Raw genomic sequence first — 15,512 nt, 5'->3', positions numbered from 1 at the left:
TTCATACTTTTAACTAAATCATTATATATTTACTAAAATTAAGCAGTCTTTTTGTTTTTGGCTACACCAAGTAAATATCCACCAATAGCGATTACTAGTAAAACAACCCAGAAAGTCAATTTCCATCCAGTTGAATGTGGGAAATGCTCATCAAGTATAGCTACACTTGGATGAGATAGTGTTAGTACTGTTAACTTAACCCCTACCCAACCTACTATTAAAAATGCAGCCGTTTCTAGTGTAGGATATTTTTCAAGTAATTGAACAAATTTATGTGCGGCAAAACGCATAATAACTAGCCCAATAACACCACCGATGAACATTACTGCAAATTGTCCACCGTTAATTCCACCAATTTCAAAGTCTCCCCAATATGGTAATGTTACTGCAATCGCAACTGCAGCTAACATAGAGTCAATTGCAAACGCGATATCTGCTAATTCTACTTTTAATACAGTCATCCAGAATCCTGAACCTTTTGCTTCCTTCTCTATACCATCTGTTTCAATATGTGGACCTGGTTTTTTACGTTGATCGTAAATATGTTTAATCGAGATAAATAACAGATAAGCAGCACCTAGTGCTTGCACCTGCCAAATGTTGACTAAAAACGTAATCATAAATAAAGCGGCAAATCTAAAAACAAAAGCTCCTAATAGACCGTAAAACAGAGCCTTTTTTTGCTGGGCCTTTGGTAAGTGCTTAACCATTACTGCCATTACTACTGCGTTATCGGCAGCTAGCAAGCCTTCCAGTCCTACTAGGACAAGTAAAACCCATCCATACTCTAACAAAATTCCATAATCCATAAAAATCCTCCTTTGAAATATAAAAAGACCCCTGCCTAAAAAAGGCAAAGGTCTTGCTAAGCAAATTAAAAATTAATGTGCTATCATAACCGATGGCAAAAGCCATGTAATGACGACTATGAAATAGGTTTCCCTATAGCTACTCCCCTTTGACGAACGTCAAGAGTCTATTTATTTATATGTCTATAATAACAATATTTAAGTGATTAGTAAAGCATAATTATTTCAGGTTTCGTTAAAAGTAGGGTTGATTTACGATAGATAGAAAAAGAAATCTTTAAATCCGAGAGTAGAATTGATTTCCGCGCCAGCCGGACGCTTTCCTCGGGGTGAGCGATAAGCCATCACCCATCGCTTACGCGCGTGGTTGTGATGTCTTATCTGTCTCACTCATCCCGTAGGATTCGCCGTCTGGCGCTCCAATCAATAAATGGGAACAGCTTTAATCCATTGATAAATTGCTTATAAATTTACTCGCATAAACTAAGCCGAAAAACTGTCGGCAACTCCAATTTCATAATTTATTTTTCATCTTAATAATCATTTGAATGACACCTTTATAATGTTTACAGTCACTATAAAAAAGAATTGTTAGTCAAAGTAAACCAATAACTTTAACAAAGCTTTATTTAATAAGAATGTGATATGTTGGGTCGTCCTTATGTTTATTGTAAAATCGAACCATAGAAGGTACCGACTCTATAAAATCTGGACAATATATTTCACCTTTTCGAAGAATTTTTTCAGCATTTGTTGTATCAAAAGAAGAATTCCAAGTGAGATAATCTAAAGTCTCTTTTTCCACCTGCAGGAACTTTCTTATAGGTAATAAGCTAACAGATCCCTTTGCTAATACTAATGGTATTCTCCCCTTTGGGTATTTCCCTGTAACTTCTCTAACAAAAGCTCTATATACCTCTTCAACAGGATAAGGCTTTGGATCAGTTAAATGAATAGTCTTACCTTCTGCTTCTTCATCAAAACAGCAATATATCGAGGCTTTCGTTATGTAATCAGATGGTACTACATTAATAAAAGAATTTGACTTACCTAGATAAGGTATTATTGGTAATCGTTTCAATCTGTTAATCATGTTTATAAAAAAGTATGGCCCATCAAACTTAATCGTTTCTCCTGTGATGGAATGTCCCCTTACAATCCCTGGTCTAATAATGGTAATTGGCAGTTGGCTCTTTAAGTTGTTTACAAGTACTTCTGCCTCGTATTTTGTTTCCTCATAATGATTTTTAAATCCAGGGGGTTTAATAAGTTCCGTCTCCAGTAGCTTACCTTCTCTTTTTCCCGCCACATAAGCCGTGCTAAAATACATGTATCTTTTTAAGTTGGGAAGTTTAAGAACTAATTCATTAAATAATTTGGTTCCTTCAACATTAACCTTCCAGGCAATTTCTTTTGGAACAGCTAAGTCATAAATAGCTGCTAAATGCCATACATCATTTATTTCTTGCTTCAAGTTGTTAATTGTTTCATTATCAAGTCCGGCATTTGAAAGTGTAATATCCCCCTTTACCACAATAATCGATTGATTAGTTATTCCGTCCTCGTAAATTTCATTTATTACCTGTTCAGCTTTTTGAACTAGATTAGGAAGAACAAGAACATAAATAGCGGAATATCGATTTTGATGACGTAGTTCCTTTATGATATTTTTCGACAAAAACCCTGGAAATCCTGTAATCAATGCATTAGACATATTGGTAATCATCCCCTTTTTTTGATTATACTAAAGACCTCTAAATGCGCATACATAAACTTTAATCGGAAAAGGTGTTACACGATACTATTAGGTCTAGTGCCTTAAACCAAAACAATATATACAAAAATAAAGCTCCGAAATTTTACAGTACGTAAATGTTCGGAGCTTTTCATATTTAAGATGATTTTATTTTCCTTGTCTCTTTGTCCACTAAACTATAGATGATTGGCACTACAAACAATGTTAGTAAAGTCGAAGCAACTAAACCACCAATTACAGTTAAAGCCATTGGTTGATTTATTTCTGTTCCCTCTCCAATTCCAAGGGCTAATGGAATTAAACCTAATATTGTCGTTAGAGCTGTCATTAGTATCGGACGTACTCTATCTCGTACGGAAGTCGTAATTGCCTCGTAGGATGAATAGCCATCTGCTTTACGCTGGTTAATGTAATCTACTAAGACTATCCCATTATTCACAACAATTCCAACAAGTATTAATATTCCAATCACAGCTGAAACGCTAATAGGAGTACTTGTAAGGAATAAGACAATTCCAATTCCTATCACGATTAACGGTACAGTAAACATGATTACAAACGGATATTTATAAGATTCAAACTGAGCCGCCATTACGATAAACACTAAGACTACCGCCAATAAAACAGCCAAAATCATATCATTTTTGGCATTATCCATCAACTCTCTGTCGCCACCAAAATTGACCTGCACTTTATCATTAAAGTTTTGTTTCTCTATTACTTGATCAATTTGTTCGGACATATCCCCTAGTGTATTTTCTGACTCATACTTAACAGAAAATGCAACCGCACTAGCCTGGTTTAAGCTTCGTATAGCTACTGGTCCCTCAGCAACCTCTATACTTGCAACATCCTCAAGGTTTACAAATTGACCTGATGGAGTACGCAGTTTTAATTGCTTTAAGGTTTCAATATTTTCCCGGTCTGATTCGTTATATTTAACGTAAACTCCGTAAACTTCATTGTCTTCCGAGATTATTTGGGAAGCCAACACACCTCTCGTTACATTGTTAACCATTTGAGCTACTTGTGCAGGAGCGAGACCTAGTTCAGTTGCTGCATCTCGCTTAACAATCATTTGCACTTCCTCTACGGTAGAAATAATGTCATTGTTGACCTTAGTTACGCCTTTTATTTTTTCTAAATCAGCCTGCAAATCAGCAACGGCTTGGTTTAATATATCTTTATCAGCAGAGGAAATATTGAAAGATACCACATTAGGTGAGGAGCCTGATGCTGTTTGAACATTAAAGTTTATCTCTGCTCTTTCTCCTATTGCTTGTGCTATTTTAGGCTGTACTTTATCTACAAATTCAAAAGTAGATTGACTTCGTTCATCAAGCGGTATTAGTTTCACAGAGATTTCTGCGATGTTAGATCTAGAAGTACCTCGAGACATGCCCTCTTGACTTCCGCCTACAAAGCTTACATAGACATCTACATCCTTCTGTTCCTGCAATATATTCTCTATCTCGTCTACTACTTCATTTGTAGATGTAAACGATGAACCATTTGGTAGCCTTACACTAATAGAAGCAAAGCCCTCATCCGTAGGAGGTAAAAATTCAGTACCTACACGGAAAATACCAAATACAGAAATAATTAGTAAAGCTAATGTCATAGTAAGAACTAAAGCTCGGTGACCTAAAGACCACTTAACTGACTTCTCCAAATTGTTGTAAGCCTTCGATCTTCGTCTTCTCGCCTCTAAATCTCCTTTTGGTTTTTTTAACATTCGACTAGCCATCATAGGTATCACAGTGAGTGCAACAAAAAGTGAGGCAATAAGACTAAAGGAAATAGTTAACGCAAATTCGGTAAATATCTGCCCTATAAGACCTGAAAGGAAAATTACAGGTATAAATACTGCTACAGTTGTTAAAGTAGAGGCCGTAATTGCACCACTTACTTCTTTTGTGCCTATTAAAGCTGCAGCTTTAGGGTCTTTTCCTAAACCGAGATGCCTTTCGATATTCTCAATAACAACAATCGAATTATCAACTAGCATCCCAATTCCCAATGCAAGTGCCCCGAGCGTCATTATATTTAAAGAAAAACCTGCAAAGTACATCAGTAAAAATGTCACAATAACAGAATATGGAATTGCTACACCAATAATAATTGGACTTCTAATCCCTTTTAAGAACACGAACAAAACTACCATTGCCAATAAACCACCTGTTACTAAAGTGGTTCCAATATTGTTAATGGCCAGCTTTACGTAATCCCCTTGATCAAAAAGAATATCCGCTGTAACTCCCTTATATTCCTCTTTCTCTAGCTGCTTGTCCAAAGCTTCTTGAAAGGCTGTAGATACTTGTGCAGTATTTGCACTAGATTCTTGGAGCACAGACAAGAGAACAGCCGGCTCTTCATTGGCTCTTGTTTCACTATTTGTTTCTTGTTCGGCTAACTGAACTGTTGCAACATCGGAAATAGTTATTTTCGAACCATCAATTGGGTTAACAGTAATAATTAAATTTTGTATTTCTTCAACAGAGGTTAATGAGCTCATAATTCGAGTAGTTAAGGACATCTTTTCCTCTGTTTCTATTGGATCTCCAGGAAGAGAAATATTATTCGCTTGAATTAACTGGACAATATCACTTTGAGTTAGTCCATTTTGAATTAATTTGTTTTGATCTAATAATATCTGCACTTCTTCGACAAGTGAGCCAGATATATTAACACTTGCAACACCCTCTGTGCTGATTAATTCTTTTTCTAGCTCTTTTGCTATTAATCGAATATCTTGTCCATCATCAGCAGCTCTTAGTGATAACTGAATGACAGGAAACTGTGCAGGATCAAATTTTAAAAATCTTGGTTTATCTGCTCCAGTAGGTACGGGCACTAAATCTATTCGTTGCATGATGTCCAATTGAACATCATCCATATCTGTAGACCAATCAAATTCTAACAAAATAAAATTAGCGCTTTCTTGAGAGGTACTACTGATTGACTTAATACCAGGTAAGGTACTTAATGAAGTTTCTAATGGTTTGGTTATTTTTTCATCTACCTCTATTGGCCCAGCACCAGGATAGTTAGTTACGACAACGCCAATTGGAGGATTTAATTCTGGGATCAATGTGATTGGAATTTTAAAAAAAGAAACAGCTCCTAATATAACTACTAAAAACATAATTACAGTAGTAAATACAGGTCTTTTTATAGAGAAACCACTAATTTTCATATACAGGGAACCACCTTTACTTTCTCTATTTATATCATATGCTCTATGACGTAAGAGTTCAAATTTTATTATTGCTTAGGGATATATAAATAAAGAGATTATAACAAATGTATAACTTTTTTCTATGCCGGAGAAATGTTCAGAAACAACTAATACTGTTAATTACGAACTACTTCCCCTTTCATATACAGCATATGATTGTCAGAACGTGCAGCATTCCAGTTATATAAGTTATAAAGACAACGATTTCACTCACCCCCAATGGAAAATGTAATTCTTTAATTTATCATTTGTGCTCCATATTGAAATCAAATTCTCTCGTTTTTTATACTAAGCTTTGTTAAAGTTATTGGTTGGTTTTGACTAACAATTCTATAGTGACTGTAAACATTATCAAAGGGACATTCAAATGACTATTATGATTATAAATAGATTATGAAAATGGGATTGGGTACAGTTTTTTGGCTTTGTTTATGCGAGTAAATTTATTAGCGCTTTCTCGATGCTAAAGCTGTTCCCATTTATTGATTGGAGCCCCAGACGGCGACTCCTACGGGATGAGTGAGACAGATAAGACATCACAACCATGCGCGTAAGCGATGGGTGATGGCTTATCGCTCACCCCGAGGAAAGCGTCCGGCTGGGGCGAAAAATCAATTCTACTCTCTGATTTAAGATTTCTTTGCAACATAAATCAACCACTAACTTTCACAAAGCTAATAAAAAAAGTAACCAAAAGAATGCGCGCATTCTTCCGATTACCTTTATTTACAATTCCCTATTTGTCAGGGATATATACCTTATAGTAAGTTATATAGCTTTATATGCTCATATTTGTCTTGGAACCAGCGAGTTGCAAATTCATTTTCAAATAAGAATACATAGTGATCATAACGATCTTTTACTAGCATGCTTCTTGGACCTGTCATCGATTCTTTTACATCTTCTTCGTTTTCAATCCAACGAGCTACCTTCGATCCAATTGGCTCCATACGAACTTCTACATTATATTCGTTTTTCATACGATGCTCGAATACTTCAAATTGAAGCTGTCCAACTGCGCCAAGAATTACTTCTTCTGTATGAAGTGTTTTGTAAAATTGAATTGCACCTTCTTGTACAAGCTGCATGATACCTTTATGGAAATGCTTAGATTTTAATACATTTTTAGCAGTAACCTTTACAAACATTTCTGGCGTAAATTGAGGAAGCTTTTCATAATTAAATGCTTTTTTCCCTCCAACAACCGTATCGCCAATCTGATAATTTCCTACATCATAAAGACCAATAATATCTCCTGCTACTGCAGTTTCAACTGTCTCACGGTCATCAGCTAAAAATTGAGTAGACTGAGTGACTTTAAACGTTTTTCCAGTACGTGCCAGAGTAACAGTCATTCCACGTTCAAATTTCCCCGAAACGATACGTACAAATGCTATTCGATCTCGGTGAGCAGGATTCATATTCGCTTGAATCTTAAAGATAAAACCGGAAAAATCTTCGTTCAAAGGATTTACTTCTTCTTCAACATCTGTCATTCTCGGCTGTGGAGTTGGAGCAAACTGAAGATATGTTTCTAAGAAGGTTTGCACACCAAAGTTAGTTAATGCACTACCAAAAAATACAGGTGTTAAATCACCAGAAAGTACTTTTTCCTTATCAAAATCATTCCCTGCTTCATTTAACAACATAATATCTTCCATAGCTTGCGTATAATAAGATGTTTCTTTCATAGAATGATCGACAGCTAATTCTCCTTCATCATCTAAAGGAAGATATCTTTCAGATTCCTCTGTGCGGAATTGCTCAATTCTATGATTGTAGCGATCGTAAATCCCTAAAAATTCTTTTCCCATACCAATAGGCCAATTCATTGCATAGGATTGAATTCCAAGTACTTCTTCTAGCTCCTCCATTAATTCAAGAGGTTCTTTACCTTGTCGGTCTAGTTTGTTAATGAAAGTAAAGATAGGAATACCGCGCATGCGACAAACCTTAAATAGTTTTAATGTTTGAGCCTCTATCCCTTTGGCAGCATCTACAATCATCACTGCACTATCCACAGCCATCAATGTTCTATAAGTGTCTTCACTAAAATCCTGATGTCCAGGTGTATCTAATATATTTATACGACAATTATTAAAGTCAAATTGCATAACAGAGGATGTTACAGAAATCCCACGTTGCTTTTCAATTTCCATCCAGTCTGAAGTTGCAAATTTCCCAGATTTTTTCCCCTTCACTGTACCTGCATCACGAATAGCTCCTCCAAAATATAAAAGCTTTTCCGTTATAGTCGTTTTACCAGCATCTGGGTGGGAAATTATTGCAAAGGTTCTTCTCTTAAGTATTTCTTCTTGTAATTGTTTGTCCATATTTGTATATCTCCTTCTTATTCACTTTTTTATCATATGGATTTACTAGCAAAAATACAAGTAAAAAAAGAACTAGCAGACAATTTTACAAATTAATCGTAAAAATGTCTACTAGTATCCATTACAGAATTTCAGATTGTATATAAGAATACAATAGCTTCGCTGTATTTTCTAATGATTCAATATGCGTTCTTTCATATGCATGCGACGCTTCGATTCCTGGTCCAAACAATGCATGCTTGACATCAAAACCTGCTCTTATTGCAGCAGAAGCATCAGAACCATAGTATGGATAGATGTCTAACTTATAATCGATTCCTTCTGCCTTAGCTAGTTCTACTAAGTTTCGGGTTAATTCATAATGATACGGCCCAGAGGAATCTTTTGCACAAATGGAAACAGTATACTCATCCGAGGCTTGTCCATCGCCTATTGCACCCATATCTACTGCTATATATTCCACTGTTTGTTCTGGAATGTTAGAATTGCCCCCAAATCCAATTTCCTCATTATTAGAAATATAAAAGTGTGTTGTATAAGGAATCGTCCATTTATTTTCTTTAATAGCCTTCATTAGTTGGAGTAAAAGGGCAGTACTTGCTTTGTCATCTAAATGACGTGACTTGATAAAGCCAGATTCCGTTTGCTCAAATCGAGGATCAAATGAAACAAAATCCCCGACCTCTATACCTAACTCTCTTGTTTCACTAGCATTTTTTACTTTCTCATCCACTCGTACCTCAATGTTTTGCTCATCACGAGCGAGCGTAGTCGCATTTTTATATACATGTACTGTTGTTTGATGCATGAGAATGGTGCCCCGTATTTTTCTTCCATCTGCAGTATGGATTGTACAATACTCACCTTCTACTGCGTTCCAGTTAAAGCCACCTACCATTGCAAGCTTCAATCTGCCAGAAGACTTCACTTCCTTTACCATAGCTCCCAAAGTATCGGTGTGTGCTGTCAGTAAACGATGTTTAGTATCATTTTCACCTGTAATGGTGCCAATAAGCGCTCCCTTGTTAGTTCTAATATAATTCACATCAATATCCTTTAAAAACTGCTCCATAAAGTCCATGATGTCCTTTGTATAACCGGAAGGACTAGGAATTTCCACTAATTGTTTTAGCAAAGAGACAGTCTCTTGCTCTTGGAATTTGTATGACATAATGACTCCTCCTTTATTCTTACTCCATCTTATCAAAATCTTGTATTTTCAGATACCTCTAAATAGGCTAATATAAGAAGTATCTAATTTGATAGGAGGTGGGAAAAATGGAATATATTAATATTACGAAAGATAAAAATAAATTGTTTTTCATTATTTTTTCCTGTTTTACCGTATGCCATATTATTCTTGCAACACTTTTACATAACAAGGACCTATTAATTTATCTGTACGCTGGGATTGTATACCTACTCATATTATCGTTGTTATGTTGGGTAAACTCAGAGAACCCAATTATCCAATACATTTTGTTTACAACACTCAATCTTTATCTATTAATCTTGAATATATACAGTGACAGCGTAGTAATGATAGTATTTTTTATTTACCCAATATACATCGCAGTCATCTATTCCAACATCGTTCCTAGAATATTATTATTCTTTCTAACTATCATTGAAATTCTTGGTCTCATCTATTATAAATATGATGACTATACATATATTTTGTCCTCAGAAGATTTAATTGCTTTTATACTACTTTTAGCTATACTTATTTTCACTTCCATCTTAAATACATACTTTGACCGTAAATATTGGAATAAGATTTCTGAACTAAATACTTCTATGAGAAAAGAGCAATATTCGCGAGAAAGTTATTTACAGCTTTTTTTTGACAATGCGAAGGATAGTATTACCGTATTTGATAAAGACAATAAAATAATAGAGGTAAATCCTGCATTTGAGGATTTATATGGTTGGAAAAGGGAAGAAGTAATAGGAAAAAGTGTTTCTATTTTATCCCCACAATATCAGCTAGATGAAGCAAGAAAACAAGAGGTATTAAAAGGGGCCAGCTATCATTTTCTCGAAACAACTGATCGAAAAAAAGATGGAACTTATTTTGATGCCCAAATCACTTTTTCTCCTATTTATGATTACCAAAACGAGCTCATTGCTCTTTCTATAATTAGTAGGGACGTTAGCTTTAAAAAAGAAACTGAGAATTTATTACTACAATCAGAAAAGTTAAAAGTTGCTGGGGAAATGGCTGCTGGAGTAGCTCATGAGATTCGAAATCCTATAACAGTTATATCTGGCTTTATGCAGATTATGAATGGGGACCCTACTCAGCCCTATTACCGTTACACGAAAGTAATTGAAAACGAAATTGAAAGAATCAATTACATTATTAGTGAATTCCTAGTTTTAGCAAAGCCACACGCAAAATTGCCAAAGAAATATGATTTAACTCAAACATTAGATGACCTTCTCGTTTTGTTTCAACCCGAGATTAACTTGAATGGGATATTTTTGACTACTGATATTATAAAAGGTCCAATACACCTTTATGGTGAGGAAGGTCAGATGAAGCAAGTACTTATTAATCTAGTGAAAAATGCGATAGAGGCAATTTCTGACAATGGCAAAATCCATATTAGCTGTTCCATCGATCCCCAGGATATCATCCTTATTAAAATTAGAGACAATGGAGTAGGAATGGACAAGCAGATTGTAGAGAAAATTTTCGATCCATTTTTCTCTACTAAGATTAACGGGACAGGCCTTGGAATGATGATTTCCGAAAAAATTATTACTGAACATGGTGGAACGATTGCCATTGAAAGCCAAAAAGGACAAGGAACTACGGTAACTATTCAGTTACCTTACACTTCAAACACAGAGGCTACGGGCTAGTCTCTTCTTTTTATATCCATTGCATCAAAGACTTACATCCTCCATATACTAAGTAAAAATACCTTGAGAAGTGAATCTCAAGGTATTTTTACTTTAGTAGGAGTTCGCTAATTCTCAAAAATGAAAAGGTAGTTATCATCCAATTTAAAAGATTAAAAGATCCCCATATAATTTTATATTTGCGAAGCCAATAGCTTAAATCCCGGAACGTCTTCCACACGAAGAGGCTTAGAATAATAGAAGCCTTGGACAATTTCACAATTATGCAGCTTTAAAAACTGGATGACTTCCTCTGTTTCCACACCTTCTGCTACTACTTCTAAACCAAGACTTTTGCCTATTTTTATAATAGAGGACACTATTACTTCGTCTCTTTTTTCTATGATCTGATTCATAAAGACTTGGTCTATTTTTAAAGTGTGAATAGGGAGTTCCTTTAAATAACGGAAATTTGAAAAGCCGGAGCCAAAATCATCCATTGCAATTCGAACACCGTGTTGTTTTAAATCATCCAATATACTAGACAGCTTGCTTATATTTTTCATTAGAATGTTTTCCGTAATTTCCAATTCTAGATAATGTGCTGGAAGCCCCGTCTCATGAAGAATATATTTTACATTGGTTGTAAAGTCATTTTGATCTAACTCAACTGGACTTATATTCACAGATATTGTACTAAAAGACAATCCCTCTTTTAACCATTGTGTAGCTTGCTTACATGCTTCCTTAAGAACATACCTACCAATCGGAATAATTAGCCCTGTCTCTTCTGCAAATGGAATATACTCATTCGGAGGAATAATATTTCCCCCCTTTCTATTCCATCTAATAAGAGCTTCATAGCCTTGAACCTTGTTGGTAGTTATGTTTAATTTCGGTTGGTAGACTAGAAAGAATTCGTTCTTTTTAAGTCCCTTTCGAATATCACTCTCTAAAGACAATTTATCTATATATCCTTTTTCGTATTCAGATGTATACAAGACTGCTGTTCTCTTCCCTTTATCTTTCGATTCATTTAACGCTAAATCTGCAGCTCTATGTAAAGCGGTATAACTATCGCCGTGTTCAGGAAAGCAGGAAATTCCAATAGAGCATGAAATGTATAACTCCATTTCATGAATGCTAAACGGCCTTTCAATTTCTTTTAATAAAAGTTGGGCATTACTTAATGAGTCTCTACAAGAAAAATAGTCATCCTCCAAAAGGATAACAAACTCATCCCCGCCCATCCTATATATCTTGGCGCCTTTGTTATAGAATTTCTTCATTCTTTTAGAAACCTTTTGTAATAGCAAGTCCCCTGTAACATGACCTAATGAGTCATTAATATTTTTAAATCGGTCTAAATCAATATATAGAAAACTAAACTTTTCCTTTAATTTTATCTTAAGCTGGATATCCCTATTTAACGCTGCAGTATTGTATGTATTTGTTAAGTGATCCTCGTACGCTAGCTCTGATAGCTTCCTTCTAGTGTTTTCTATTTCCGTAATATCATTTCCTATTCCTATAGCGCCCATTATTTCACCTTCTTTTTCAATAGGTGAGATGGTGATATGAATGCATTTCGGCCCAAACCACTCTTTATAAGAAACTTCCTTCCCTAAAAAGACCTTTGAAATATTCTCCTTAAATCTATCAGATATTTCTTTAGGGAAATAATCCATCGTCTGACTGAAGGATTGAGATGTTTGTTCCGCAAACAGTTCATTGGAAGGGTGAATCATCGGAATTCCTCTTTCCAAAAAATACTCTGTTGCTATCTTTCCGGTTAGTAGGGTAAAATTCAACTCTTTATCTAATCTAAAAATTAAGTTGTTTACATGCCTCACTACAGTATCAAAGGAATTAATGATATTAGTCTTTAAACGTAGCTCATTTTCTTTTTCAGGCGTTATATCTGTTCGAATACTTAAAAAGTATGTACCTTGGTCAATCGTATTAATAGGCAAAATATAAGTCTTTACCCAATACAATTCTCCATTTTTACGTTTGTTACATATTTCACCTACCCATGTTTGACCATGAAGAATAGTTTTCCACAATTCTTCAAAAAAACCAGACGGGTGGGTGAAGGAATTAATAATTCGATGAGTTTTTCCGATTAATTCTTCACGAGAGTAACCAGATATCTCTGTAAATTTGTCATTTACATATAATATTTTTCCTGCACGATTAGTTAAAGCTATAATCATTGTTTTATTTACTGCATAGCTCATCAGATTCATTTTATATAATGTATCTTCAAGTTTTTCTCCCAAAAGGTTAATATCTGACAATGACTCTTTATGTAAAGCTTCTTTTACTGTGAGCAATAAATCTTCGGAACCTGTTCCAAATATGGACTCCATAATTTGTCCTCCAATTTTAATTTATCGTAAAAACCTAACCGCTTCACTTCAAATATTAGTAAAAAAGATACAAAATGTCAATATTGCATTGATATAATAGGATTATTCATTGTCACCATTTGGACATTAGTTAATTATAACGCACTAAAGGTGCGACAATTTTATATCATCGCACCTCCAAAAAATACTATTATTTTAATAAACTTCTTACTAGCTTTATTTTGTTCTTATAAGGCGGGAATGCTACATTAAGAGGTATAGTTGTGCTCTTCTTCACAATAGATTTCTGATGAGTAAATAATTCAAAGCTCGCTAGCCCATGATATGCACCCATTCCAGAGTTTCCTACCCCACCAAAAGGTAAATGTGCACTACCTGCATGCATGATAGTATCATTTATACAACCGCCTCCAAATGAAAGCTCTTCTAGGAAATAGTTTTGAGCCCCCTCATGCTCACTAAACATATAGGCAGCTAAAGGTTTAGGAAATTTTCTAATCTGACGAATAATATCAGGTAACTCTTTGTAAGTGATTACAGGTAAAATTGGTCCGAAGATTTCCTCCTGCATAGATGGACTAGAAAATTGCACACCATCTAGAATTGTAGGCTCTATATATAAATCTTCCTTGTCTGATTTTCCACCAAAAATAATCTGGTCCTTTTCTTGTACAATCATTTTTTGTAGTCGTTTAAAGTGATTGGTATTAACTATCCTGCCGTAGTCTGGACTTTCTTGTACATTTTCTCCATAAAAATGATGAATTGCTTCCTGTAATTTTTCAATTAGCTTGTCTTTTACCTGCTCTTCTACTAGTAAATAATCAGGTGCAATACAAGTTTGTCCGGCGTTCACTAATTTCCCCCAAATAATACGTTTAGCGGCTAAATCTAAGTTAGCTGTATGATCGACAATAGCCGGGCTTTTCCCACCTAATTCTAAAGCAATAGGAGTGAGTCTTTTAGAAGCTGCTTCCATTACTACCTTCCCTACATTTACACTACCTGTAAAGAAAATAAAATCAAATGGAGCATGGATTAAAAGGGAAGTTTCTTCTTTCTCTCCTTCCACAACTCTTATATAATGCGGATGAAATGCCTCTGTAACAATCTTTTTCACTATATTAGTAGTGTAAGGAGTAGTTTCTGAAGGTTTAATCATGGCACAATTACCGCCAGCAATTGCACCAATTAACGGTTCCATTACTAATTGAAAAGGATAGTTAAATGGGGCAATAATTAATACAGTTCCATAGGGGTCACTAATAATCTGACTTTTAGATGGCATTAAGGCCATTGGAGTCTTTACCTGTTTAGGTTGCATCCAGTGCTCCAAATTTTTGTTCATGTTTGAAATACTTTCATATATTAAGCCTATTTCTGTCGTATATGACTCAAACTCACTCTTTCTCAAGTCCTTATAAAGAGCTTCAATTACTTCAGTTTCATACTTCTTAATCGTTTTTTTCAACACTTCTAATTGTTCGATTCGAAACTTCGCGGATTTTGTTATGCCTGAGTAGTAAAAAGCATGATGCTCCTCTAACATAATATCCAACTGCTGTGAATTAAATTTCACATAAATCATCTCCTCATCGACTTTGTTTTGTAGTAAAACTTCTTTAGTGCTAAAAGACCTTCTTGCTAAAGCATACTATTTTTTTCAAGTAGACGAAAGAAATTGGATTTTCTAACTAGTACATTAAATGATTCAAAAATGGCATACTACTTTTAAAGGATGAGTTATAAAGTAATCTTTTTAACCGTTCTTTAACCAGTCCTGTCTTATGAAAAGTTTTAATTTCGTAATTAGTGTTTGATGGTGCAACAAATTGGGGTATATAAAAATCAAATGAATTATTTAAAAGCTTTTAAAAAGGAGAGGAAATATAATGACTGAAACTCAAACATGGTGGGAACCTATTTTTCAAGGACCAATGTCCATAGGTTTAAACAAAGAACGTTTACAAAATGAACTAGAAGAGGAAACTTTTTTATATTTCCAACAAAGTGACTCTACTATAACCGAGCCAACTACAATCGAATAGATTATTTTCTAAAAGTCAGTTTTTTTATTTTGAATTAGTAATATATCGTAGTTACTTAGAACATGTAGGAGGAGAGTCCGAAGATTCTCCTCCTTTTAATATGGAGATC

The 15,512-nt window shown here is 34.8% G+C and carries 9 protein-coding genes; 2 read left to right on the top strand and 7 right to left on the bottom strand.

The window, feature by feature from the left end; all coding sequences use genetic code 11:
• Window positions 1-38: 38 nt before the first annotated feature.
• From NSQ95_RS05375 to NSQ95_RS05355, 5 genes are all read right to left on the bottom strand, one after another.
• Window positions 39-809, bottom strand: coding sequence for a TerC family protein (locus tag NSQ95_RS05375; RefSeq protein ID WP_340884513.1), 771 nt, complete (start codon window positions 807-809; stop codon window positions 39-41).
• A gap of 625 nt (window positions 810-1,434) precedes the next feature.
• Window positions 1,435-2,523 (bottom strand): SDR family oxidoreductase, encoded by a 1,089-nt coding sequence (locus NSQ95_RS05370; protein WP_340884516.1) that lies wholly within the window; start codon window positions 2,521-2,523, stop codon window positions 1,435-1,437.
• Between the two features lie 178 nt (window positions 2,524-2,701).
• Window positions 2,702-5,761: an efflux RND transporter permease subunit gene (locus tag NSQ95_RS05365; protein WP_340884518.1), complete on the bottom strand. Its 3,060-nt coding sequence runs from the start codon at window positions 5,759-5,761 to the stop codon at window positions 2,702-2,704.
• A gap of 800 nt (window positions 5,762-6,561) precedes the next feature.
• Window positions 6,562-8,136 carry a peptide chain release factor 3 gene (locus tag NSQ95_RS05360; RefSeq protein ID WP_340884519.1) on the bottom strand — a complete coding sequence of 525 codons (1,575 nt, stop codon included), beginning with the start codon at window positions 8,134-8,136 and terminating at the stop codon, window positions 6,562-6,564.
• Window positions 8,137-8,257: 121 nt separating this feature from the next.
• Window positions 8,258-9,307: a M42 family metallopeptidase gene (locus NSQ95_RS05355; RefSeq protein ID WP_340884521.1), complete on the bottom strand. Its 1,050-nt coding sequence runs from the start codon at window positions 9,305-9,307 to the stop codon at window positions 8,258-8,260.
• Between the two features lie 107 nt (window positions 9,308-9,414).
• Here NSQ95_RS05355 and NSQ95_RS05350 point away from each other — a divergent pair, with 107 nt between their 5' ends.
• Complete coding sequence (locus NSQ95_RS05350; RefSeq protein ID WP_340884523.1) at window positions 9,415-11,004, top strand: ATP-binding protein; 1,590 nt, start codon at window positions 9,415-9,417, stop codon at window positions 11,002-11,004.
• A 173-nt stretch (window positions 11,005-11,177) separates the two neighbouring features.
• Here the strand turns inward: NSQ95_RS05350 and NSQ95_RS05345 are convergent, their stop codons facing one another.
• Together NSQ95_RS05345 and NSQ95_RS05340 are read right to left on the bottom strand one after the other, a co-directional pair.
• Complete coding sequence (locus NSQ95_RS05345; protein ID WP_340884525.1) at window positions 11,178-13,355, bottom strand: EAL domain-containing protein; 2,178 nt, start codon at window positions 13,353-13,355, stop codon at window positions 11,178-11,180.
• Between the two features lie 190 nt (window positions 13,356-13,545).
• Window positions 13,546-14,934, bottom strand: a complete 1,389-nt coding sequence (locus NSQ95_RS05340; protein ID WP_340884527.1) for an aldehyde dehydrogenase — start codon at window positions 14,932-14,934, stop codon at window positions 13,546-13,548.
• A 313-nt stretch (window positions 14,935-15,247) separates the two neighbouring features.
• Between NSQ95_RS05340 and NSQ95_RS05335 the strand changes: the two genes are divergently transcribed.
• Complete coding sequence (locus tag NSQ95_RS05335; RefSeq protein WP_340884529.1) at window positions 15,248-15,403, top strand: hypothetical protein; 156 nt, start codon at window positions 15,248-15,250, stop codon at window positions 15,401-15,403.
• The last annotated feature ends 109 nt before the right edge of the window (window positions 15,404-15,512 follow it).

The organism is Psychrobacillus sp. FSL W7-1457 (assembly GCF_038593405.1).
GTDB lineage: Bacteria > Bacillota > Bacilli > Bacillales_A > Planococcaceae > Psychrobacillus.
This window is presented reverse-complemented; position numbering and strand designations above follow the sequence as displayed.